The sequence below is a fragment of the Leclercia sp. 119287 genome (assembly GCF_009734485.1).
GTDB lineage: Bacteria > Pseudomonadota > Gammaproteobacteria > Enterobacterales > Enterobacteriaceae > Enterobacter > Enterobacter adecarboxylatus_C.
Map to the genome: position 1 here is coordinate 1040252 of NZ_CP046445.1, position 23039 is coordinate 1063290.

17 protein-coding genes are annotated in these 23039 nt (G+C 59.7%); 7 read left to right on the forward strand and 10 right to left on the reverse strand.

What is annotated here, in order from left to right:
* Positions 1-8: 8 nt before the first annotated feature.
* A complete protein-coding gene (locus GNG27_RS05095; protein WP_156263049.1) occupies positions 9-1118 on the reverse strand; it encodes an AI-2E family transporter in 1110 nt (369 codons plus the stop codon).
* A gap of 420 nt (positions 1119-1538) precedes the next feature.
* Here GNG27_RS05095 and mmuP point away from each other — a divergent pair, with 420 nt between their 5' ends.
* Both mmuP and mmuM read left to right on the forward strand, forming a co-directional pair.
* The gene (gene mmuP, locus GNG27_RS05100; protein WP_156263050.1) at positions 1539-2936 is read left to right on the forward strand and encodes an S-methylmethionine permease; all 1398 of its coding nucleotides are present in this window, start codon (positions 1539-1541) and stop codon (positions 2934-2936) included.
* Positions 2923-3855: a homocysteine S-methyltransferase gene (mmuM, locus tag GNG27_RS05105; protein WP_156263051.1), complete on the forward strand. Its 933-nt coding sequence runs from the start codon at positions 2923-2925 to the stop codon at positions 3853-3855. Before mmuP ends, mmuM begins: the two co-directional genes overlap by 14 nt.
* Positions 3856-3957: 102 nt before the next feature.
* Here mmuM and GNG27_RS05110 read toward each other — a convergent pair whose 3' ends face one another.
* The 7 genes from GNG27_RS05110 to GNG27_RS05140 all read right to left on the reverse strand — a co-directional run bounded on the left by GNG27_RS05110 (position 3958) and on the right by GNG27_RS05140 (position 12467).
* Positions 3958-4377 (reverse strand): hypothetical protein, encoded by a 420-nt coding sequence (locus GNG27_RS05110; RefSeq protein WP_156263052.1) that lies wholly within the window; start codon positions 4375-4377, stop codon positions 3958-3960.
* Positions 4378-4664: 287 nt separating this feature from the next.
* Positions 4665-5711 carry a ferric ABC transporter ATP-binding protein gene (gene fbpC / locus GNG27_RS05115; protein WP_156263053.1) on the reverse strand — a complete coding sequence of 349 codons (1047 nt, stop codon included), beginning with the start codon at positions 5709-5711 and terminating at the stop codon, positions 4665-4667.
* A 4-nt stretch (positions 5712-5715) separates the two neighbouring features.
* Positions 5716-7794, reverse strand: a complete 2079-nt coding sequence (locus tag GNG27_RS05120) for an iron ABC transporter permease (RefSeq protein WP_142488374.1) — start codon at positions 7792-7794, stop codon at positions 5716-5718.
* 70 nt (positions 7795-7864) lie between these two features.
* On the reverse strand, positions 7865-8896 hold the full coding sequence (locus GNG27_RS05125; RefSeq protein WP_106992080.1) for an ABC transporter substrate-binding protein: 1032 nt from the start codon (positions 8894-8896) through the stop codon (positions 7865-7867).
* Between the two features lie 13 nt (positions 8897-8909).
* Complete coding sequence (uhpC, locus tag GNG27_RS05130; protein WP_142488375.1) at positions 8910-10211, reverse strand: MFS transporter family glucose-6-phosphate receptor UhpC; 1302 nt, start codon at positions 10209-10211, stop codon at positions 8910-8912.
* Between the two features lie 85 nt (positions 10212-10296).
* Positions 10297-11838 (reverse strand): MASE1 domain-containing protein, encoded by a 1542-nt coding sequence (locus GNG27_RS05135; protein WP_156263054.1) that lies wholly within the window; start codon positions 11836-11838, stop codon positions 10297-10299.
* Positions 11838-12467, reverse strand: coding sequence for a response regulator transcription factor (locus tag GNG27_RS05140; RefSeq protein WP_156263055.1), 630 nt, complete (start codon positions 12465-12467; stop codon positions 11838-11840). Before GNG27_RS05140 ends, GNG27_RS05135 begins: the two co-directional genes overlap by 1 nt.
* 941 nt (positions 12468-13408) lie before the next feature.
* Here GNG27_RS05140 and tauA point away from each other — a divergent pair.
* Genes tauA through tauD form a run of 4 tightly spaced genes read left to right on the forward strand, consistent with a single transcriptional unit; the run spans position 13409 to position 16820 of the window.
* Positions 13409-14371 (forward strand): taurine ABC transporter substrate-binding protein, encoded by a 963-nt coding sequence (gene tauA / locus GNG27_RS05145; RefSeq protein ID WP_142488378.1) that lies wholly within the window; start codon positions 13409-13411, stop codon positions 14369-14371.
* A 9-nt stretch (positions 14372-14380) separates the two neighbouring features.
* A complete protein-coding gene (gene tauB / locus GNG27_RS05150; RefSeq protein ID WP_142488379.1) occupies positions 14381-15148 on the forward strand; it encodes a taurine ABC transporter ATP-binding subunit in 768 nt (255 codons plus the stop codon).
* Complete coding sequence (gene tauC, locus GNG27_RS05155; RefSeq protein ID WP_142488380.1) at positions 15145-15972, forward strand: taurine ABC transporter permease TauC; 828 nt, start codon at positions 15145-15147, stop codon at positions 15970-15972. The genes tauB and tauC overlap by 4 nt, the downstream gene beginning before the upstream one ends.
* The gene (gene tauD, locus GNG27_RS05160; protein ID WP_156263056.1) at positions 15969-16820 is read left to right on the forward strand and encodes a taurine dioxygenase; all 852 of its coding nucleotides are present in this window, start codon (positions 15969-15971) and stop codon (positions 16818-16820) included. The genes tauC and tauD overlap by 4 nt, the downstream gene beginning before the upstream one ends.
* A gap of 80 nt (positions 16821-16900) precedes the next feature.
* On the opposite strand, the gene GNG27_RS05165 is transcribed toward tauD, so the two are convergent.
* Positions 16901-18589 (reverse strand): lysophospholipid acyltransferase family protein, encoded by a 1689-nt coding sequence (locus tag GNG27_RS05165; protein ID WP_156263057.1) that lies wholly within the window; start codon positions 18587-18589, stop codon positions 16901-16903.
* Positions 18590-18707: 118 nt separating this feature from the next.
* Positions 18708-19682, reverse strand: a complete 975-nt coding sequence (hemB, locus tag GNG27_RS05170; RefSeq protein ID WP_106992090.1) for a porphobilinogen synthase — start codon at positions 19680-19682, stop codon at positions 18708-18710.
* Between the two features lie 529 nt (positions 19683-20211).
* On the opposite strand from hemB, the gene GNG27_RS05175 reads away from it, so the two are divergent.
* Positions 20212-22986 carry an autotransporter outer membrane beta-barrel domain-containing protein gene (locus GNG27_RS05175; protein ID WP_156263058.1) on the forward strand — a complete coding sequence of 925 codons (2775 nt, stop codon included), beginning with the start codon at positions 20212-20214 and terminating at the stop codon, positions 22984-22986.
* Positions 22987-23039: the final 53 nt, after the last annotated feature.

Sequence of the window (23039 nt, forward strand, 5' to 3'; positions counted from 1 at the left end):
TTCCTTTTTCATAAATCAGGGGAATTTTTCCCTTCTTCGATAATCGCGTCGTCAATCTCTTCGGCATTACCGGCATGATCGCGACCCGAGAGCAGGTTCCAGCAGGCGATAAACAGCGCGGCGATGAGCGGACCAATCACAAAGCCGTTGATACCGTAAATCTCCATCCCACCGAGGGTGGTGATGAGGATGAGGTAGTCGGGCATTTTGGTGTCTTTCCCCACCAGCAGCGGACGCAGGAGGTTATCCACCAGGCCCACCACCAGCACAAAGAACCCGACGATAAACAGGCCCTGCCACAGCTGATGGGTGGCGAAGAGGAATATGGCCGCCGGTACCCAGACGATGGCCGAGCCGACCGCCGGGATCAGCGACAGGAACGCTATCAGCGCGCCCCACAGGATGCTGCCGTTAATACCGACGAACCAGAAGGCGAGCCCGCCCAGTACCCCCTGGACAATGGCTACCACGGCTGTGCCCTTCACCGTCGCTCTGGCGACCCCGGCGAATTTGGCGAACAGATGCTGCTTGGCGAAATTCGACAGCGGCAGGCTGTCGAGGATCTGGCGCACCAGCCAGGGGCCATCTTTCAGCAGGAAAAACAGCAGATAGACCATCACACCAAAGCTGATGGCGAAGCCAAAGGTGCCTTTACCGATCAGGAACGCACTTCCGGCGAGGTATTGCCCGCCTCTTAATGCCGCGTCAGAGAGCTTCTGCTGGATCTGCGAGGCGGTATCCAGGTCATGCTCGATCATCAGCGCGCGCAGCCAGCCGGGCAGGTGAGAGAACAGGCTCGCAAACACCCCGGAAAACTGGGTGTCGTTCTGCTGCAGGCGCGTGTAAACGATATTGAGTTCAAAGGCTAAGGAGGAAAAGATCACCATCAACGGGATAAAGACGATCAGGCAGATAAGCAGCACGCTCAGCAGCGACGCCAGCCCGTTGCGATCCCCCATCCGGATACGCAGCGTGTTTTTAACCGGGTAGAAAATCACTGCCAGGATCGCGGCCCACAGGATCGCCGAGAAGTAGGGCGACAGGACATCAAAAAACGCCCAGGTAACAAGCAGGAGTATGAGAATGAAAAACCCTTTGGTCAGTCCGTTAAATCGCATTAGCTCATCCTTTATTAATGAAACACTACGACTATAGAGTGTTTTGCGTAATTTAACATATTGCGATATGACGCCGGGTGGCGGTTGCGCCTTACCCGGCCTACGTGGATTAGTAGGCCCGCGCAAGCGCAGCGCCGCCGGGCGACAGGCCGCAACGCCCGCCAGTTTAGCGTGTAAAAAACAGATACCACTTTCGCCTGACCGACGGGATGACCGGCGCGGTGCATGCTGTAAGTACCGGCTTGCAGGAGGTGTCCTATGGCATGGCGACCCTATCTTTACGTGATTTACACGGTGCGGCCCCGGCTGAGCGCCCGCCGCGCGCGTCTTCGTCTGGTGCATGGCTAGCAATTTGTTAACAATCGCGGTATAAAAACACCTTCTTTGGATGTTTAGATGTCCATACGTATAGAAGGTGATATGCAAACACAACAAAACGGGCAGCTACAGCGCACCATGAAGACCCGCCATCTCATCATGCTCTCCCTCGGCGGCGTGATTGGCACCGGGCTGTTTTTTAATACGGGATACATTATTTCCACCACCGGGGCGGCGGGGACGCTGCTGGCTTATCTGATTGGCGCGCTGGTGGTCTGGCTGGTGATGCAGTGCCTCGGCGAACTCTCCGTGGCGATGCCGGAGACCGGCGCCTTTCACGTCTATGCCGCGCGCTATCTCGGCCCTGCGACCGGCTACACCGTGGCGTGGCTCTACTGGCTCACCTGGACGGTGGCGCTGGGATCGAGCTTTACCGCCGCCGGATTCTGCATGCAGTACTGGTTCCCGCAGGTGCCGGTCTGGGTCTGGTGTGTGGTCTTCTGCGCGGTCATTTTCTCCCTCAACGTTATCTCGACCCGCTTCTTTGCTGAAGGCGAGTTCTGGTTCTCGCTGGTGAAAGTCATCACCATCATCGCCTTTATTATCCTCGGCGGGGCGGCGATCTTTGGCTTTATCCCGATGCAGGATGGTTCTCCCGCGCCGGGGCTGAGCAACATCACCGCTGAAGGCTGGTTCCCGCACGGCGGGCTGCCGATCCTGATGACCATGGTGGCGGTTAACTTTGCCTTCTCCGGCACCGAGCTGATCGGCATTGCGGCGGGTGAAACCGAAAATCCGCACAAGGTGATCCCTGTCGCCATCCGCACCACCATTGCCCGTCTGATCATCTTCTTTATCGGCACCGTCTTCGTGCTGGCGGCGCTGATCCCGATGCAGCAGGCCGGGGTGGAAAAAAGTCCGTTCGTGCTGGTGTTTGAGAAGGTCGGCATTCCGTATTCCGCGGATATCGTTAACTTCGTGATCCTGACGGCGATCCTCTCGGCGGCCAACTCCGGGCTGTATGCTTCCGGGCGCATGCTGTGGTCGCTGTCGAACGAGAAAACCCTGCCGCGCTGCTTTGCCCGGGTGAACAAAAACGGCGTGCCGCTGACGGCGCTGTCGGTGTCGATGCTCGGCGGCGTGCTGGCGCTCTTCTCCAGCGTGGTGGCCCCGGACACGGTGTTTGTCGCCCTGTCGGCCATCTCGGGCTTTGCGGTGGTGGCGGTGTGGATCAGCATCTGCGCCTCGCACTTTGTCTTCCGCCGCCGTCATCTGCAATCGGGCCAGCCGCTGGAGGCTCTGCACTACCGCGCCCCCTGGTATCCGCTGGTGCCGGTGCTGGGCTTTATTCTGTGCCTGGTGGCCTGCGTCGGTCTGGCCTTTGACCCGAGCCAGCGCATTGCCCTTTACTGTGGGCTGCCGTTTGTGGCGCTGTGCTATGGCGCGTACTACCTTACTCAGAATCTGAAATCCCAGGAGCCTGAACATGTCGCAGAATAATCCGCTTACCGCCCTCCTTGAGACCCAGCCGTTTGTGGTGCTGGACGGGGCGATGGCAACGGAACTGGAAGCGCGCGGCTGTAACCTGGCCGACAGCCTGTGGTCGGCCAAAGTGTTAATGGAAAACCCGGAGCTGATCCGCGACGTGCATCTCGACTACTTCCGCGCCGGAGCGCAGGTGGCGATCACCGCCAGCTATCAGGCCACCCCGGACGGCTTTGCCGCCCGCGGGCTGGACGAGGCGCAGTCCCGGGTGCTGATCGGTAAAAGCGTCGAGCTGGCCCGCAAGGCGCGGGAGGCGTATCTGGCAGAAAATCCGCAGGCCGGCGCGCTGCTGGTCGCGGGCTCGGTCGGGCCTTATGGGGCTTATCTGGCCGACGGGTCGGAATACCGCGGCGACTACGTGCGTAGTGCTGAAGTGTTTCAGGCGTTTCACCGCCCGCGGGTGGAAGCGCTGCTGGATGCCGGAGCCGACCTGCTGGCCTGCGAAACCCTGCCGTCGTTTGCTGAGATGAAGGCGCTGGCGGAGCTGCTGACGGCATACCCGCGCGCCCGGGCGTGGTTCTCGTTCACCCTGCGCGACAGCGAGCACCTGAGCGACGGCACCCCGCTGCGCGAGGTGGTGTCGGTGCTGGCGAACTATCCACAGATTGTTGCCCTGGGCATTAACTGTATCGCGCTGGCGAACACCACTGCCGCGCTGCAACATCTGCAGAGCCTGACCGCGCTGCCGCTGGTGGTCTACCCGAACTCGGGCGAGCATTACGATGCGGTGAGCAAAACCTGGCATCACCACGGCGAAGCCTGCGAAACGCTGGCGGGGTATCTGCCGCAGTGGTTAGCGGCAGGCGCGAAGCTGATCGGCGGGTGCTGCCGCACGACGCCGAAGGATATTGCAGAGCTGAACGCACAGCGCTGAGTTTTTGCCGGGTGGCGGCTGCGCCTTACCCGGCCTACGAAAGGCTCGAACCGTAGGCCCGGCAAGCGCAGCGCCGCTGGGCATCAATCACCGCACCTCTGCTTACGCCAGCAGTTCAATCACCCCTTCATCTGTTCTGATCCAGCGCGGCATCTTAAGCGTATCGGCGTAGAAGCTGACCAGTTCTCCCAGCAGATCCTGGATGACTCTTTCCGCGTCCGGAGTGAGTGAGCCACCGATCAGCTGCTGGGTCAGTACCTGGCAATAGCGCCCCAGTTGATCGGCTTCGGGCTCAAACAGAGGAAGACGGGTCGGGAAATCGTCTACCGTCAGGCTTTCTTTTAACGCCTCCGGAACCGGCTCGAGCAGCGTGGGTTGCAGCAGCGACAGACAGGCCGCAAGTCGTCCGTAAAGGGCGAATTTTTCTGCGGGAACGTTTGAACCACCACCGGAGAGGCTAATCTCGCGGGTGGTGGCGCCGAACGGAGTTAGCCTTACCGGCCATACTGGAAACCGGCGCATCTTACGATGCCCCCGTCCGGCCCACCATTGAGGTGTAACCGTACGCACGACATATTAAACACATGTCGCCAGTATGAAGTCCAGGAGGTCAATCCCGACGCCTGATTTTGCAGGCGTGGGAAAACGATACTGTGATATCCCTGTTGCAACAAGGGGCATTCCCGGAAGCGGCCTCGCAAAACAAGAAATTAAGGTGGGGTGGTTATGCCGGGTGGCGGCTGCGCCTTACCCGGCCTACATTTTGGGGTTTTGTAGGCCCGTGCAAGCGCAGCGCCGCCGGGCATCTATCAGGCCACCTCTGCTAACACAAACATCCCGTACGGGTGGATCTCCAGGTAATACGTCTCCCCGACGTCAGGCTGCAATCGTGTGGCGTTGACCTGCAACAAAATCTCCTGCCCGTGCCACTCCACAATCACCTCGTACTGCGGCCCCATATAGGCGACGTGGCGGATCACGCAGCGCTGGCTCTCTTCGCCGTGCTGGCTCAGGGTGATCGCCTCCGGGCGCACGCCGACGGTGCCCGTACCTTGCGCGGCAAAGTGCAGCGGGCGCGGCAGGCGGTAGCCGTGGATCGCCACGGACTCGTGGCTGAAGCTGGCCGGGAACAGGTTGGCATCGCCCATAAAGCTCGCCATAAAGCGCGACGCCGGCTGGCGATAGAGATCCTGTGGGGAGCCAATCTGCATGATATTGCCCTTGTTCATCACCAGCACGGTATCCGAAACCGCAAAGGCCTCGCTCTGATCGTGGGTCACGTACAGCGAGGTGATGTTGAACTGCTTTTGCAGCTCGCGGATCTTGTCGCGCATGCTGCGGCGCAGGTTAGCGTCGAGGTTACTCAGCGGCTCATCAAACAGCAGCACTTTCGGTTTGAGGATAAGCGCCCGGGCCAGGGCCACGCGTTGCTGCTGGCCGCCGGAGATCTGATCCACATAGCGATCGTCAAAACCCTCCAGATCCACCATCGCCAGCGCCTCTTTCACGCGGGTTTTGATCTCGGCGCGCGATACGCCGAGCATCTTCAGGCCGTAGCCGACGTTCTCGCCAAGCGACATGTGCGGGAAGAGGGCGTAGGACTGGAATACCATGCAGATATCACGCTGCTGAATGGAGCTGTGGGTCACGTCCTCGCCGTCGATAAAGATCTGCCCGCTGGTGGGCTTTTCCAGCCCGGCCACCAGACGCAGCACCGTGGTTTTACCGCAGCCCGACGGGCCGAGCAGGGTCACCATCTGCCCCTGCGGGATCGCCAGGTTGATGTTTTCAATCACCGTATTCGCGCCAAAGCGCTTGGTCACGTTACGCAGTTCAACGAAATGTTTCTGAGTCATAGTGTTACGCCTGGTTTTTGGCTTTGGAGCGGGAGATACGTGCCTCACCGATCAGCCAGTCAAAGAGGAAAATGATCGCCAGCATGACCACAATCAGGATCGAGCCGTAGGCAATCGCCACGCCGTATTCGCCGTCTTCCACGCGGTTCAGAATGTAGGCCGTAGCCACGCGGGTATCCGGCGTGACGAGGAACACAATGGCGCTGACGGTGGTAATGGCCCGCACAAAGCTGTAGATCAGCGCCGACAGAATGGCCGGGCGCAGCAGCGGCAGCAGGATGTGCGTAATGGTGCGCAGCGACCCGGCACGCAGGCTCAGCGAGGCCTCATCCAGCGACTTGTCGATCTGGCCTAAGCCCGCAATCCCGGCGCGAATGCCCACCGGCACGTTACGCATCACCATTGAGATAATGACGATGGCAGCGGTGCCGGTGAGGTACACCGGGGCGCTGTTAAAGGCGAGGATGTAGGAGACGCCCGCCACGGTACCCGGTACGGCGAAGCACAGCATGGTGGTGAACTCGATGGTCTTTTTGCCTTTAAACTGCTGGCGCACCACGATCCAGGCGATCAGCAACCCGAAGGCGGCGGTGATCGGCGCGGCGATCCCGGCGTAGAGCAGGGTATCCAGCAGCGAAGGCCATGCCCCGTCGCTCATCCCCTGGCCGAACAGCTTGATAAAGTTATCCAGCGTCAGGGTGTAATCCACCCCCCAGTTGACGGTAAAGCTGCCGTAGAAAATGCTGCCGTAGAGCAGGGCGTTAAAAGCGATCCACACCGTCAGCAGGGCGACGACGCCCCACACCAGGGTCACCGGCAGCGGCTGGACGTCACCACGATAGGACTTGCCGGAGACGGTCACGTAGGAGCGTTTGCCGATCCACATGTACTGGATGCAGAACACCAGCAGCGAGAACAGCAGCAGGAACGCCCCGAGGGTGCTGGCGGCCTGGTAATCGAGCTGCGAGCCGGTGATGTAGAAGTAGATCTGCGTCGCCAGCACGTCGAAGTTACCGCCGAGCACCAGCGGGTTACTGAAGTCGGCCAGCGACTGCACGATGACGATCAGGAAGGCGTTCGCCAGCGCCGGCTTCAGCAGCGGGACAAAGACGCCGTTAAAGGTCTGCCAGCGGCTGGCGCGCAGGGTGTATGATGCCTCTTCCAGCGACGGATGAATGGTCTTGATCGCCCCGTCGAGGATCATAAACGCCATCGGGGTGAAGGCCAGCACCTGCGCCAGCCAGATGCCGGTAAAGCCGTACAGCCAGTTGGTGTTGGTCAGGCCAAACCAGTCGACCATCAGCTCGGTAACGTAGCCGGAGCGCCCCATCATCAGCGTCACGCCCAGACCCACCACGAACGGCGGAGTGACGATCGGCAGGATCGAGAAGATGCGGCCAATGATGGCGCTGCGCTTCGCGATGCGGGTGGTGTAGATCGCCAGCACCAGGCCGAAGAAGGTGCAGCCGATCCCTACCGCTATGGAGAGCAGGATCGAGTTAACGATCACCTGAATGATGTGCGACTGCGACAGCACGTTCATAAACGCCAGCGGGGCGAACTTGCCCGCGTCGTTGGTGAACATCGGAATAAAGATGGCGATGCTCGGCCAGACGATAAAGATGCCGATCAGCGCGACGATGGCGATCAGCGAGCCAATCACAAAGCGGTCGCCGCCCAGCCACTCCAGGCGGGTCAGGGCCAGGGTCATGATCGCCCCCAGCGCCACAAACAGCACGATGGTGGCGTAGCCTAAACCACGCCCTTCAATCGTGGCGCTGATGACGATAAACGCCATACACAGCAGCGCCCAGCCGGCGTCGAGGTAGTGGCGGCTGCGCTGTTCGCGCTTCGCCTCGCTAAACGGGCGTACCAACAGCAGCGTGGGGAGCAGATACCACAGCCAGCTGATATTGAAGTGCGACCAGCTGTAGGCATCGAGGATCTCGTCGCTTGTGGATTCCAGCAGGCCATAATCCAGGCTCCAGCTTGGCAGCAGGACAAAGGCCAGCCAGCCAACGAAAACCCAAAGGAAGACCGCATCCCGTTTTTTCACGGGATGAAGAGCGAGTGTCTGTGACATAGGTATTCCGGTGTTGTAGGCCGGGTAAGGCGTTTACGCCGCCACCCGGCAAATGTTCGCAGGAGTGGGCTTATTTACCCATCTTCACGTCGCTGACCCACTTGTTGATCAGCGCTTTGCGCACGTCCGTTGAGCCGTACTTGTCCATGTCGTAGCTGATCAGCTTCAGGTCATCCAGCTTGAGCGAGTTCGGGGAGGTCTCTGCGGTGGTGTTGGTCAGGATCTGATAGGACTTGCCCTGCTTCCACGCCAGCTCCTGGGCCTCTTTCGACAGCACCCAGTCCACGAACAGCTTCGCGTTCTCTTCGTTACGCGCGCCCTTCAGGATGCTGACCCCGCCGATTTCATACCCGGTGCCTTCGCACGGAGAGATCAGCTCCAGCGGGGCGCCTTGCTCTTTTTCCAGCGAATAATCGTGCAGGAAGCCGATGCCGATGGCGGTTTCACCGCGCGCGGCGTTACGCGCCGGGGCAATACCGGATTTGGTGTACTGGGAGACGTTGCCGTTGAGCTGCTTCAGGTAGTCGAAGGCCTGATCTTCCCCCCACAGCTGGACGAAGGTCGCCAGCGCGGTGTAGGCGGTGCCGGAGCTTTGCGGATCGGCAATCTGGATCTCGCCTTTATATTCAGGTTTGGTCAGATCTTTCCAGCACTGCGGTACCGGCAGGTTCTTCTCTTTCAGGCGCTGGGTGTTGACGCCAAAGCCCAGAATACCCACGTAGACCGCCGAGGAGAGGTTGCCTTTCACCTTCGCCGGATCGCGGAATTTCTCCATGATCTGCTCGAGGTTGGCGGATTTGTACGGCTGCAGCAGCCCCATCTCACCGGCCTGGGACTGCGGATCCAGGGTGCCGCCGTACCAGACGTCGGCCTGCGGGTTTTTCTTCTCGGCATCCACCTTCGCCAGGGTGCTGCCGGAGCCGTTGCGGATAAACGAGGTTTTGACGTCGTACTTATCGCCAAACGCCTTGGTTTCGGCCTCACACATTTCGTTGGTGGCGCTGCAGTAGACCACCAGACGGCCTTTGGCCTGTGCGGCACCGGTTAAGGTAGCCAGCGCGATCCCGGAAGCAATGAGGGTAGAGAGAAGCGTTGTTTTCATTATTCAGCCCTTGTTATGACGTTATGTGACTGCGAGAAGCGGTGATGCCCGCCATCAGCAGGGGCATCAGGAGTAAACCCATCAGCACCGCGGCAATCGAGAGCAAACTGAACATCCCCGACCAGCCGTAGCGTTCAATAACCTGTGACAGCGGCCATCCGGCCAGCGCCGCCCCCAGATAGGCAAACACGCCGAGAAAACCGGTAATTGAGCCCGCCGCCTGCTTGTGCCCGCACTCCACGGCGGCAAGGCCGATGAGCATCTGCGGACCAAAGACAAAAAATCCCACCGTAAAAAAGCACATTGCCAGCAGGGCGTAGTGGTGAACCGGGGCCAGCCACAGGGCGGCGACCGATACCATCAGCCCCAGCGTAAACAGCAAAATCATCGGCGCCCGCTGGCCGCTGAACAGAAGATCCGACCCCCATCCGGCAAACAGCGCCCCGAGCAGGCCGCCGACCTCAAACAGCATCACCGTGGCGTTGGCGCTCAGCAGGTTGACCCCGTGGCTCTCCGCCAGCCAGATGTTGCCCCAGTCGTTGAGGGCGATGCGGATCAGATAGACCAGCACATAGGACGCCCCGAGCAGCCAGATCATCGGGTTTTGCAGCATGGTGGTGCGTAACATCTGCCACAGCCCCATCGGCGGGCTCTGTTGTTCCTGGCGCAGCTCCAGCGGATCGTTGCGCCACTCCCCGACCGTCGGGAGACCCTCTTCCTGCGGTGTGCCCCGCAGTTGTGTGGTCAGCCACAGGCCGAGCACGATACTGATGATCCCCGGTGTCAGCATCGCTGCCTGCCAGCCCCAACGATGGGCGGCGAAGGCACAGATCAGCGGAATAATGGCTCCGCCGATATTGATAGAGGTGTTCCAGCATCCCCACCAGAAGCCGCGCTCGTTGCGCGAATACCAGTGGGTAAGCAATCTGGCGCAGGGCGGCCATCCCCATCCCTGAAAGAAGCCGTTCAGCGTCCAGATAAACAGCAGCATGGGCAGAGAATCCCCGAAGGCGAACAGCACGTTCAACACCCCGGTCGCCATCAGGCCGATGCCCATAAACGCCCGCTGGCCCTTACTGTCGTGCCACAGTCCGGCGGCAAATTTCGACAGGCCATAGCTGAGGTAAAAGAGCGACCCGATCAGGCCGATATCGCTTTTGCTCAGCCCCAGATCCATCTGCAATGCCGGCAGGACGTAGTTAAGACTTTTGCGCGTCAGGTAGAACGCGGCGTAGCCAATCACCATGCAGATCAGCAGTCGCGGGCGCAGCCGGCGATAGCGTTGAGTAACCTGTTCAGCTGACAGTGCGGGCATAGCGTTCTCCGTTTGCAATGACTGTATGAAAGTGCGACGAAAAAGGGATGAGAGAAAGTCTGGCGTGGCTAAGACTTTTTCCTGGTTAGCGGTGTGTTTGTTGCAAAACTGTGGGCAGGTTAACAATTACGCGCGTGCCGCCCTGCGACTCGAGGGTTAACTCTCCGCCCAGGGCATGCACGCGCTCGCGCATCCCCTGAATACCAAAACCGGGGATCTGCTGCGGGCTGATGCCGCTGCCGTTATCACGCACCTCCAGGCGCAGCTGGCTACCGTGCTCGCAGAGCAGGACGCTGACCTCGCTGGCATTGGCGTGTTTGCTGACGTTATTCAGCAGCTCCTGCAGCAGGCGATAGAGAGTAAAGATCAGGGTTTCACTCTGCGGCGGGGCGGTGAGCCGGTAATCAAACCGGCACTGGATCCCGCGCTCGGCAAAGGCGAACTCGTTCACCAGGTGGTGCAGGGCCTCGTTTAAGGAGAGTTCATCCAGCACCGGGGGGCGCAGCTGACGCAGCAGCTGGCGGGTGGAGTGATGGATGCGCCGCGCCAGCTCGTTGATCTGCCCGGCGGCTTCTAACGCCTGCGGGGTATCGCCCGCCCGCTTCACCAGCTGGGACTGGATCTGAATGGCGGTGATGTTCTGCCCGATTTCATCGTGCAGCTCCCGGGCCAGGTGCTTGCGGGTATCTTCTTCGGTGTGGATCAGCTTTTCCGCCAGCGCGCGGCGGGCCTGAAGTTCAGCCTCCAGCCGACGGCGGTAGTGATCGAGGTTCATCGCCAGATGCTGCTGGCGGCTGATGGCGATCCCCAGCCCAATCCCCAGCAGCGACTGGGTGGCGAGGAAGATCTCCAGCTCCAGCAGGTCGCTGAACCCCACCCCGACCTGACGGGCGATAGTGATCATCATGCTGCCCAGCAGCCCGGAGAGCACGCCGCCCTGCCAGCCGAACTTCCACGCCATCACCACGTTGGGCAGGAACACCACGATCAGCAGCAGCCGCTCCAGGGCCGGGGAGAGCACCATCTGGGTGCCGATGCCGATGATAAAAAACAGGCTGCACCAGATGATCAGCGAGGTGCGCAGGGGCGGGTTACTGGTATCGAGCCCCAGCAGGTGATAGCGGTGCTGCTGGCGTAAAAACTCAAATACCAGATAGACGAACGGGGTCAGCAGCACCCCGCCGGTAAAGGAGGCCAGCGCCAGCAGGGTGGTCGGGCTGTCGAGAAACGGCGCCAGGATCAGGGTCTGAAGCAGAGCGTTGAGGGTCACCGCGGCGATCAGCAGCGACAGGCGCTGCCAGTAAAGAGGAAAGCGGTGCCAGTAGCGTTGCGCCAGCCACGTACAGACGGTGCCCACCAGCGGCACGACCAGCATCAGGTAATGGGTCAAAAGCTGTTCGCCGTGCAGCCAGAGCATGGCGGCCAGCGGGGGGAGGATCAACGCCGGCCAGAAGCGGCGCGAGAGCACGATCAGCAGCGCCAGATAGACGCCCTGGGGCAAAAACAGCGCCGCCTGCTGCCCGTTGCGGGTGAGGTAAAAACTGAGCGTCCACAGCATCAGCCAGCCGGTGCCCCAGGCCAGCATAATAAACAGCGAGAGGATGATGTGCCGCAGGGATCGCCGCATCAGTGGCCGGTCAGCAGCTGGTGGTCGAGGGCAAAATGCACCAGTTCGATGGTGCTGTTGCACTGCAGTTTGCCCAGCACGTTGGCGCGATGCACGTGGACGGTTTTATGGCTAAGCTCGAGCCTGAAGGCGATCTCCTTCACGCTTTCCCCCTGAACCAGCAGCTCGAAGACCTCTTTCTCGCGCGGGGTTAACACCGCCAGCGCCTGGGACACCGGTTCGCCGCCACGCAGGGCTTTAACCGCATCGGCACAGAGATAATGGCCGCCCATCCCGACGGAACGCACGGCCTGCACCAGCTCCTCCGGGCCGCAGCGTTTGGTGAGATAGCCGCTGGCCCCGGCGTCCAGCGCGCTCTGCACAAAGGCAGGCGTATCGTAGATGCTGAGGATTATCGCGCGAAACCCCGGTCGCTGCTGGCGCAGGCGTTTGAGCAGGCTCAGGCCGTTTTCATCGGGCATGGCGACGTCGAGCACCGCCACGTCGATGGCATCGCGGGTGAGGGCGGGCCAGGCCTCGGCGGCGCTGCTGTACTGGCCTTCGACCACCAGATCGTCTTCCAGATTTAACAGCTGGGCAAACCCGGAACGCACCACCACGTGATCGTCCACCAGCACTACTTTGATCATCTCAGATACCTTTGCGGAATTATCCACCTATGATGCCTGCCAATGCGGGTCTGGCAATCTCGTGCCTGCGGTTATGTAACGGATGTAACAAAATTGCAATAAAGGTTTGGAGGAAGGGAGAAGGGGGAGAATATGCTGGAACTTGTGGTGTGTTCCGTTCACTTTGCGATGAGTGCTTCTCTGTAACACCAGAACACGTGAACGTGTCAGGGGGGCTCGCCGCCGCCCCCCTGACCACCCCGGCTCCCGGCCAGGAAAATCGCCGCTTCGCGGTCCCTTCGGCTAATGACTTACGGCTGTCGGGTCGGGGGCGATCCTACATCCCTGTAGGTCGCCCCCTCTCGGCGCATCCATGCGCCTCGACCCTGCCTCCAGTCAACGCCTCAGCGATTTTCAGCCGGACCAAGGAGCCGCTGTGAAACTTGCGTCTTAATCGGGTTCTTCATGGCGGTAATTTTTAAAAGGCCGGTATCAAGAACAAGCTAAAGCGATAAGATGGCCGCATTTATTTATATTTCCACAGCGGGCCATGTCCGGCCGAAAATCGCCGAAGCGTTTACCGCAGGCCGGGGCGAGGCGCATGGACGCGCCGAGAGGGCATAGCCTGCATGGATGCAGGCTGGTGCCCGACCCGACAGCCGGAGGGAATAAGCTGAGGGCACCGCAACGCGGCGATTTTCTTGCCGGTAGCCCGGGTTGCCAGGGTGGCGGCGATTGAGCCACCCTGGCACGTTCACGGGTAACGCGGCATACAGAGAAATGCAGAACGTAAAGTGAACGGAACCACCACTGAAGCCTGCATACCCCATCCCCAACAAATTCACTATCTATTGCCGCTTTTTTTCTAAAAACGATTCGGCATTAACGATGCTTTTTAATTCCTTTATCAAAATTCCGCCGCCGGAAATACTGCCTCCATAACAACCAGGGGAGCAGACATTATGGCAATTTCATCGCGTTTTACCTTATTTGGCGCGCTGGCGCTGTGGGCCGTTCAGGCGCAGGCGGTGGACGTCACCATCGCGTATCAAACTTCCGCTGAGCCGGCAAAAGTGGCGCAGGCGGATAACACCTTCGAGAAAGCGAGCGGTGCCAAAGTGGACTGGCGCAAGTTCGACAGCGGCGCCAGCATCGTGCGGGCGCTGGCCTCCGGCGACGTGCAGATTGGCAACCTCGGCTCCAGCCCGCTGGCGGTAGCCGCCAGTCAGCAGGTGCCGATCGAAGTCTTCCTGCTGGCTTCGCAGCTCGGCAATTCCGAAGCGCTGGTGGTGAAGAAAAACATCACTAAGCCCGAAGATCTGATCGGCAAACGCATCGCGGTGCCGTTTATCTCTACCACTCACTACAGTCTGCTCGCGGCCCTGAAACACTGGAACATCAAGCCGGGGCAGGTGGAAATTATCAACCTGCAACCCCCGGCAATTATCGCCGCCTGGCAGCGGGGCGATATTGACGGGGCCTATGTCTGGTCGCCTGCGGTAAACGAACTGGAGAAAGACGGCAGCGTGCTGACCGACTCCGCCCAGGTGGGCCAGTGGGGCTCGCCAACCCTCGACGTCTGGGTGGTGCGCAAAGACTTTGCCGAGAAGCACCCGGAGATCGTGAAAGCCTTCGCGAAAAGCGCCATCGACGCCCAGCAGCCCTACATTGCCAACCCGGATGAGTGGCTGAAGCAGCCAGCCAACCTCGAGAAACTTGCCCGCCTGAGCGGCGTGCCGGAAGCCGACGTGCCGGGACTGGTGAAGGGCAATACCTACCTGACGCCTGCCCAGCAGTTGCAGCAGCTGGCGGGACCGGTGAATAAAGCGATTGTGGATACCGCAGGCTTCCTGAAAGAGCAGGGCAAAGTACCCGCGGTGGCGGCTGACTACAGCCAGTACGTGACCGACCGCTTTGTGAAGTAAGGGGGCCGTATGCTGAATATTACAAATCTGCACGCAGATTACGCTGGCAAGCCTGCGCTGGAGGATATCAACCTGACGCTGGATAGCGGCGAGCTGCTGGTGGTGCTCGGCCCGTCCGGCTGCGGGAAGACCACGCTGCTGAATCTGATCGCCGGGTTTGTACCCTGGCAGCACGGCACCATCCAACTGGCAGGTAAAAAGGTGGAGGGTCCAGGCGCCGAGCGCGGCGTGGTCTTCCAGAACGAAGGGCTGCTGCCGTGGCGTAACGTACAGGAGAACGTCGCTTTTGGGCTGCAGCTGGCGGGCACCTCGCGGGAAGAACGACTGACCATCGCCCGGGAGATGCTGAAAAAAGTGGGGCTGGAGGGGGCGGAGAAGCGCTATATCTGGCAGCTCTCCGGCGGCCAGCGTCAGCGCGTCGGCATCGCCCGGGCGCTGGCGGCCAATCCACAGCTGTTGCTGCTGGATGAGCCGTTCGGGGCGCTGGATGCCTTTACCCGCGAGCAGATGCAAACCCTGCTGCTGCGTCTGTGGCATGAGACCGGCAAGCAGGTACTGCTCATCACCCATGACATCGAAGAAGCGGTGTTTATGGCTACCGAACTGGTGCTGCTGTCGCCGGGGCCGGGCCGGGTGCTGGAGCGCCTGCCGCTCAACTTTGCCCACCGCTTTGTCGCAGGCGAGCCGGTGCGCAGCATCAAGTCCGACCCCGATTTTATTGCCCAGCGCGAATACGTGCTGAGCCGCGTGTTTGAACAGCGGGAGGCCTTCTCATGAGCATTGTGGTGAATGACAAAACGGCGCGTAAACGCCTGACCCTGCACTGGCCCTTCTCCCGCCAGTTGACGCTCAGCGTCAGCACCCTGCTGGTGCTGCTGGCCGTGTGGTGGGCCGTGGCGGCGCAGCAGTGGGTCAGCCCGCTGTTCCTGCCGCCGCCGGGCCAGGTGCTGGTGAAACTGTTCACTATCGCCGGTCCGCAAGGATTTATGGATGCCACCCTGTGGCAGCATCTGGCGGCCAGCCTGGGACGCATTCTGGTGGCCTTGCTGGCGGCGGTGATCCTCGGTATCCCGGTGGGTATTGCGATGGGCTTAAGCCCGACGGTGCGCGGGATCCTCGATCCGCTGATTGAGCTTTATCGTCCGGTGCCGCCGCTGGCGTATCTGCCGCTGATGGTGATCTGGTTTGGCATCGGCGAGACCTCGAAGATCCTGCTGATCTACCTGGCGATTTTCGCCCCGGTGGCGATGTCGGCGGTGGCGGGAGTCAAAAGCGCCCAGCAGGTGCGGATCCGCGCCGCGCAGTCGCTGGGTGCCAGCCGCGCGCAGGTGCTGTGGTTTGTGATTTTACCCGGCGCGCTGCCGGAGATCCTGACCGGGTTGCGTATCGGGCTCGGGGTAGGCTGGTCGACGCTGGTGGCAGCAGAACTGATCGCCGCCACGCGCGGGTTAGGCTTTATGGTCCAGTCGGCGGGGGAGTTCCTGGCGACGGACGTGGTACTGGCAGGGATCGCGGTGATCGCCGTGATCGCCTTCGGATTAGAACTGGGGCTGCGCGCGTTACAGCGCCGCCTGACGCCCTGGCATGGAGAGAGACAATGAGTGAACGTCTGACCATTACCCCGCTGGGGCCGTACATTGGCGCGCAGATTTCCGGCCTGGATGTGACCCGGCCATTAAGCGATAACCAGTTTGAGCAGCTCTATCACGCGGTGCTGCGCCATCAGGTGGTGTTCCTGCGCGAGCAGGCGATCGCTCCGCAGCAGCAGCGCGCCCTGGCGCTCCGTTTTGGCGATCTGCATATTCACCCGGTCTATCCGCACGCGGAAGGGGTGGAGGAGATCATCGTCCTGGATACCCACAACGATAACCCGCCGGACAATGACAACTGGCACACCGATGTCACCTTTATTGAGACCCCGCCTGCCGGGGCGATCCTCGCGGCCAAACAGCTCCCGGAGAGCGGGGGAGATACCCTGTGGGCCAGCGGGATTGCGGCCTTTGAGGCCTTATCCGCGCCGTTCCGCCAGCTGCTGAGCGGCCTGCGGGCGGAGCATGATTTCAAAAAATCCTTCCAGGAGTACAAGTACCGTAAAACGGAAGAGGAGCATCAGCGCTGGCAGGAGGCGGTCGCCAAACACCCGCCGCTGCTGCACCCGGTAGTGCGTACCCATCCGGTCAGCGGCAAGCAGGCGCTGTTCGTCAACGAGGGCTTCACCACGCGGATTGTGGATCTGAGCGAGAAAGAGAGCGAGGCGCTGCTCACGTTCCTGTTTGCCCATATCACGAAGCCGGAGTTCCAGGTGCGCTGGCGCTGGCAGGAGAACGATCTGGCGATCTGGGATAACCGGGTGACACAGCATTACGCCAATGCCGATTACCTGCCGCAGCGACGGATTATGCACCGGGCAACGATATTGGGGGATAAACCTTTCTTCCGTGCGGGCTGATTGCCGGGTGGCGGCTAGGCCTTACCCGGCCTACAACACCCGCTCCCGTAGGCCCGGTAAGGCGTAGCCGCCACCGGGCGTTACAGATGCGCTTCGATATAACGCTGATAGCGGTTGGCTTTCAGATAACAGAGATCCACCAGCACCAGTCCGTCCACGCAGTTGTTGAACGCCGGATCGCTGCCAAAATCGATAAACTGCACGCCGCCGGGCTCGCACAGCTCGGAGTACTGCTTGTACAGCGGCGGGATGCCGCATCCCAGATTGCCGAGCAATGATTTCAGCCGGGTCAGATCCTCCACGTAATCCTCGCCGCTAAACTGCGCCAGCACCTCGGGTAGCGAGGCGGGATAAGGGCGTCGCGAGGCGGCCAGCGGATGGCTAGCCGGGAACCACAGCCGATAGAAGGCCACCAGCAGATCCCGCGCCGCGGGCGGTAACCCACCGGAGATCGACACCGGGCCGAACAGGTAGCGGTAGTGCGGATAGCGCGCCAGATAAGCGCCAATCCCGGACCACAGGTAGTCCAGCCCGCGCCGTCCCCAGTAGCGCGGCTGAATAAAGCTGCGCCCCAGTTCAATCCCATGCTCGAGGATGTCCTGCATTTTGTCATCGTAGTGGAACAGGCTGTAGCTGTAGAGCGCCTCCGGCTCCCGCATCGCCGTCGGGATAAAACGGTATGCGCCGACGATCTCCAGATCCTCGTTATCCCACAAAATCAGGTGCAGATAGTCATCGTCGTAGCTGTCGGTGTCCCGGCGCTTGCCGCTGCCTTCTCCTACCGCGCGAAAGGCGATCTCCCGAAGCCGCCCCAGCTCACGCAGGATCGGGACATCTTCCTGGCCGTTGCGCTGCCACAGGTAAATGGTTTTGCCATCGGCGGTGGTGCCCAGACACTCCGCCTGCGCCAGCTCGCGCTTCAGGGTGGCCCGGTCTTCCGCACGGGCTATGGCGGACTCGGTTTTGAACACCCCCGGTAGCCCTTTGCCGAGACGCAGCACGTGCTGGCGGCACCGTTCGGCCATCTCCCGCGGGGAGAGCGTGGGGCTGAACCAGTGGCTCCAGCCGATCTGCTGACCGATTTTCACCGGCAGGCGGCTGTGGCGACGGCGAAACATCTGCTGCATCAGCAGCAGCATCGACAGGTTCGGGGAGAGCAGGGTGCTGGTATAGAACAGCAGGCTGTTGCGGGCCTGGATACTCACCGGCAGCAGCGGCGCGCGGAATTTTCCCGCCAGCTTGATAAAGCCGGGGTGCCACTTTTTATCGCGGATCCCGGTTCGCGTCGGGCGGGAGACTTCCCCCGCCGGGAAGAAGATCAGCACCCCGGCGTTTTGCAGGTGCTGCTCCATCAGGGTGAATGACGATTTCGCCGTCCGTCCGCCCATGTTGTCCACCGGAATAAACAGCGAACTCAGCGGCTCCAGATGCGTCAGCATGCGGTTGGTGACAACTTTGACATCGCGGCGCACCCGGGAGACGGCATACAGCAGCGCCAGTCCATCCAGCGTACCGGTAGGGTGGTTAGCCATAACAATGAGCGGGCCGTGAGCGGGGATTTGTTCGAGGTCGTGAGCCGGAAGGGTACAGAGGATATCGAGATGGTCCAGAACCTGTTCCACCATATCCAGCCCTTTCAGGTGGCGGTGGTCGGCGGCAAACTGCCGGAACTCCTCTTCGTGGAATAACTTCTTTAACAGCCTTTTTTGCCAGGGTGCAGGCCTCGCCTGCGGCCAAAGGTCATCGAGAACGCTGTCGAGACTAAACATGGTGGCACCTCCTGCTGTCCTGCTCAGACAGTAGAAGCGCCAGATGTCGGTTGTATTGCAGTGTGGTGAAGGTTTGTCACAGGCCGGGTAAGGCGAAGCCGCCGCCCGGCACTGCCGATTAACGCAGAATTTTCTTCTCGGCCAGATCCAGCGCGAAGTAGCTGAAGATCAGATCCGCGCCCGCGCGTTTGATCGCCCCCAGGCTTTCGAGGATCACTTTCTCTTCATCGATCGCCCCCGCCTGCGCGGCGAATTTGATCATCGCGTACTCACCGCTCACCTGATAGGCGCCCAGCGGCAGATCGGTGCGTTCGCGGATATCGCGCAGGATGTCGAGGTAGGCACCTGCCGGTTTCACCATCAGGCAGTCGGCGCCCTGGGCTTCGTCGAGCAGCGATTCGCGGATCGCTTCGCGGCGGTTCAGCGGGTTCATCTGGTAGGTTTTGCGATCGCCTTTCAGCGCGGTGCCTGCCGCTTCACGGAACGGACCGTAGAAGGAGGAGGCGAACTTGGTGGAGTAGGACATGATCGCGGTATCGGTGAAGCCCGCGGCGTCCAGCGCCTGGCGAATAGCCTGCACCTGGCCGTCCATAGCGGCAGACGGGGCGATAAAGTCAGCGCCTGCGGCGGCGGCCACGACGGCCTGTTTGCCCAGGTTGAGCAGGGTCGCGTCGTTATCCACGCCATGATCGCACAGCACGCCGCAGTGGCCGTGGGAGGTGTATTCGCAGAAGCAGGTGTCGGACATGACGATCATCTCTGGCACCGTCTCTTTAGCGATGCGCGACATGCGCGCCACCAGACCGTCCTCTTTCCAGGCATCGCTGCCGGTAGCGTCGGTATGATGGGAGATGCCGAAGGTCATGATCGACCGGATGCCAGCGTTGGCGATACGCTCAATTTCGCGTGCCAGGTGTTTCTCCGGAATACGCATGACGCCCGGCATGGCCTCGATGGCTTTGTAGTCATCAATCTCTTCTTCAACAAAAATCGGCAACACCAGATCGTTTAAGGTCAGTGTTGTCTCTTCAAAAAGCGCGCGCAGAGCCGGGGATTTGCGCAGACGACGGGGACGAGCAATTAAATCGTTCATGATATGCCTGACGAGTGTGAATCAAAGAGGGACAGTGTACCCGAAATGGCCGTCGGCTGTTTTACTAAAGTTGTCGTTTAGCCCGCAGAATGTGGGGCGGGATGGCCAGCCGTTATTTCCTGCTTTTTCAATTTATCGCCCGAAATAAGTTTACGCTCTCTCTATGCAGGATAAAGTTGGTTCAAAAAATATATCCTGCCCAGGTAATATCCTAACCAGGCCAGATTCTTTTTTACGGTTCTCAGCGTTACGTATTTATTTTATGTCTCATTTGCTTTTATTTTATAACTTACAATGATCTTTCACCTTTTATAAATTTCCTTTCGAATAAATATAATGCATTGAAATATATGGTTATTTTTAATATTTTTTATATTTTAAAAAGTATTTATATTATTCTGTCTGTTTTCGGACTTAATTGTCGGATTCATTGAACCATTTTGTTTTAAGGCTGCATAATTCTCCTCGCAATATATTTGCACTGTATTTACGGACAAACTTGCTTACGTCCCTGAGGAGGGATGACCCAATGCAAACATGGAAAAAGAAACTTGTTGTATCTCAACTTGCATTAGCCTGCACGCTGGCTATCGCTTCTCAGGCCAATGCAAAAGATATTTCTGGTAGCACTTACAACACCTTTGGTTATGATAATACCGCGACGTCAGCCTGGTTTAATGGATATTCCGACTGGAATGACTCCAGCGCAACGCACGACAGCGATATCTATCCTGTCATCAACAAATCCACCGTAAACGGCGTTATCTCAACGTATTACCTGGATGATGGCGTGGGCGGTCGTGCAAATTCACTGAACATCTCTGACAGCACTATCAACGGGATGATCACCTCTGAGTGTATGACCACCGAATGTGCGGGCGGTCTGAATGCCGACGGCACTACCCATCAGCAGTACGATCGTTTTGCGCTGACGGTGGACAATACCACCATCAACGACACCTATGAGCATTACGCTTACGATGTGGTGAACGGCTCTACAACCACCACTCAATACTGGGATACTCACGCGCTGGGCAACGCCATTACCCTTGACGTGGAATCTGACATCGTTATCCAGAACAACTCCCGCATCGCCGGTATCACCCTGACTCAGGGCTATCACCAGCTGGACAACACACCGTATGATGCTGACACCGGCATTGAAGACAACAGCCACGTCTTCACCAACACCCTCCAGGTGAAAGATTCCGTTGTGACCTCTGGCGCTTATAGCGATCTGGGCACCAGCGGCTTCTATGGTCAGTCGGCAAAACCAAGCGATTACGGCGAAAATAACGCTACGGCGTCGGACGATGCGGCGCTGATCGTGTCGGCCAGCCGCGCGGATAACGCCATGCGCACCACGGCAAACTTCGATCACTCCACCCTGACCGGCGATGTGCTGTTCACCAGCACCTTCGACAACAACTTCTATCCGAATGGCGATCCGGCTACCGATACCACTGCTGACGGCGTTTATAACCCGACCACCAACGGCTGGGACGGTACCGACAAGCTGGATCTGACCCTCACCAACGGCAGCAAGTGGGTCGGTGCCGCCGTCTCCAGCGTCGAGGCGATCGGGCCTTCTCAGATGTATGGTCTGGGCTACAGCAGCGTCGACTGGCGTACCCTGGCAGCAAACAGCATCTGGCCTGAATCGACCTTCAACAGCAACGGTCATCTGGTGGGCAATCAGGTTTATCAGAGCGGTCTGTTCAACGTCACCCTGGATAACGGTTCCGAATGGGATACCCGTAAGCAATCCAACATTGATGCCCTGACCGTTAATAACCGTTCGCAGGTCAATGTCGAAAGCTCCGGCCTGCTGGCTGACAGCATCACCCTGACCAACGCGTCGACTATGAACATCGGCGATTCCGGTGAAGTGGCAACCGACAGCCTGTATCTAGACAGTTCAAGTCTCGCCACCCTGACTCAGGAGACGGCAGAGCTGTATGCCAACACCATCACCGTGGATAACCGTGCAGAGCTGGCGCTGGGTCTGGGCCAGGTCGACACCCATAAACTGGTGCTGACCGACGGCGGCGTGCTGAACGTTGCCAGTCGCGACTACGTGTTCAATTCCGATCTGAACAACGCCCGCTACGTCACCAACGATATCCACCAGGCAGAGTACGATTACGGGACAATCGCCCTCAACTCGGATGGTCACCTGGCGGTGAACGGTGAAGTGTCCGGTAACTATAAAGTCCGTCTGGATAACGCGACCGGTGCCGGCTCCGTTGCCGACTACAAAAACAAAGAGATCGTCCGCATTTACGATAACAATGCGGATACGCAGGCCAGCTTCACCGCGGCCAACAAAGCGGATCTCGGGGCTTATACTTACCAGGCTCAGCAGCAGGGCGACACCGTGGTGCTGCATCAGGAGCGCCTGACCGATTATGCCAACATGGCGCTGAGCATTCCGTCTGCCAACACCAACATCTGGCATCTGCAACAGGATGCCCTGGCTAACCGTCTGACCAACAGCCGTCACGGCCTGGCCGACAAGGGTGGCGCATGGGTGAACGTCTTCGGCGGCAATTTCGACGGCGATAACGGCACTATTCACTACGATCAGGACGTCAGCGGCATCATGGTGGGCCTCGATACCCATATTGATGGCAACAACGCCGACTGGATCTTCGGTGCGGCAGCGGGCTTTGCCAAAGCCGATATGAACGATCGCAGCGGCCAGGTGGATCAGGACAGCCAGACCGCGATGCTGTACTCCGCCGCGCGCTTTGCTAACGATGTCTTCATCGACAGCTCCCTGAGCTACTCGCGCTTCAATAACGATCTCTCTGCCAACATGAGCAATGGCGAGTACGTCGATGGCAACACCACCACCGACGCCTGGGGCTTCGGGCTGAAGCTGGGCTACGACTGGAAACCGAACGATGCCGGTTACCTCACCCCGTATGCCGCCATCTCCGGCCTGTTCCAGTCTGGCGACGATTATCGTCTGAGCAACGATCTGCGCGTGGGCAGCCAGTCCTACGACAGCATGCGTTATGAAGCCGGTTTCGACGCGGGTTACACCTTCGGTTACGGCGACGATCAGGCGCTGACGCCGTTCTTCAAACTGGCGTACGTCTACGACGATGCCGGTGAAGATGCCAAAGTTAACGGCGACAACATCGATAACGGTGTGAAAGGTTCCGCGGTGCGTGTGGGACTGGGTACGCAGTTTAGCTTCACCAAAAACTTCAGTGCTTACACTGATGCCACTTACCTCGGTGGTGGTGATGTTGATCAAAACTGGGGCGCCAACCTCGGTGTGAAATACACCTGGTAACACGCCTGATGCGGGGAGGCGTGCCTCCCCGCTTTTTAGCGTCAGTTAAGGAT

Excerpts from the sequence above, each read along its gene's own strand:
- GNG27_RS05095 (WP_156263049.1), bottom strand. The coding sequence starts at position 1,118 with ATGCGATTTAACGGACTGACCAAAGGGTTTTTCATTCTCATACTCCTG.
- mmuP (WP_156263050.1), top strand. The coding sequence starts at position 1,539 with ATGCAAACACAACAAAACGGGCAGCTACAGCGCACCATGAAGACCCGC.
- mmuM (WP_156263051.1), top strand. The coding sequence starts at position 2,923 with ATGTCGCAGAATAATCCGCTTACCGCCCTCCTTGAGACCCAGCCGTTT.
- GNG27_RS05110 (WP_156263052.1), bottom strand. The coding sequence starts at position 4,377 with ATGCGCCGGTTTCCAGTATGGCCGGTAAGGCTAACTCCGTTCGGCGCC.
- fbpC (WP_156263053.1), bottom strand. The coding sequence starts at position 5,711 with ATGACTCAGAAACATTTCGTTGAACTGCGTAACGTGACCAAGCGCTTT.
- GNG27_RS05120 (WP_142488374.1), bottom strand. The coding sequence starts at position 7,794 with ATGTCACAGACACTCGCTCTTCATCCCGTGAAAAAACGGGATGCGGTC.
- GNG27_RS05125 (WP_106992080.1), bottom strand. The coding sequence starts at position 8,896 with ATGAAAACAACGCTTCTCTCTACCCTCATTGCTTCCGGGATCGCGCTG.
- uhpC (WP_142488375.1), bottom strand. The coding sequence starts at position 10,211 with ATGCCCGCACTGTCAGCTGAACAGGTTACTCAACGCTATCGCCGGCTG.
- GNG27_RS05135 (WP_156263054.1), bottom strand. The coding sequence starts at position 11,838 with ATGCGGCGATCCCTGCGGCACATCATCCTCTCGCTGTTTATTATGCTG.
- GNG27_RS05140 (WP_156263055.1), bottom strand. The coding sequence starts at position 12,467 with ATGATCAAAGTAGTGCTGGTGGACGATCACGTGGTGGTGCGTTCCGGG.
- tauA (WP_142488378.1), top strand. The coding sequence starts at position 13,409 with ATGGCAATTTCATCGCGTTTTACCTTATTTGGCGCGCTGGCGCTGTGG.
- tauB (WP_142488379.1), top strand. The coding sequence starts at position 14,381 with ATGCTGAATATTACAAATCTGCACGCAGATTACGCTGGCAAGCCTGCG.
- tauC (WP_142488380.1), top strand. The coding sequence starts at position 15,145 with ATGAGCATTGTGGTGAATGACAAAACGGCGCGTAAACGCCTGACCCTG.
- tauD (WP_156263056.1), top strand. The coding sequence starts at position 15,969 with ATGAGTGAACGTCTGACCATTACCCCGCTGGGGCCGTACATTGGCGCG.
- GNG27_RS05165 (WP_156263057.1), bottom strand. The coding sequence starts at position 18,589 with ATGTTTAGTCTCGACAGCGTTCTCGATGACCTTTGGCCGCAGGCGAGG.
- hemB (WP_106992090.1), bottom strand. The coding sequence starts at position 19,682 with ATGAACGATTTAATTGCTCGTCCCCGTCGTCTGCGCAAATCCCCGGCT.
- GNG27_RS05175 (WP_156263058.1), top strand. The coding sequence starts at position 20,212 with ATGCAAACATGGAAAAAGAAACTTGTTGTATCTCAACTTGCATTAGCC.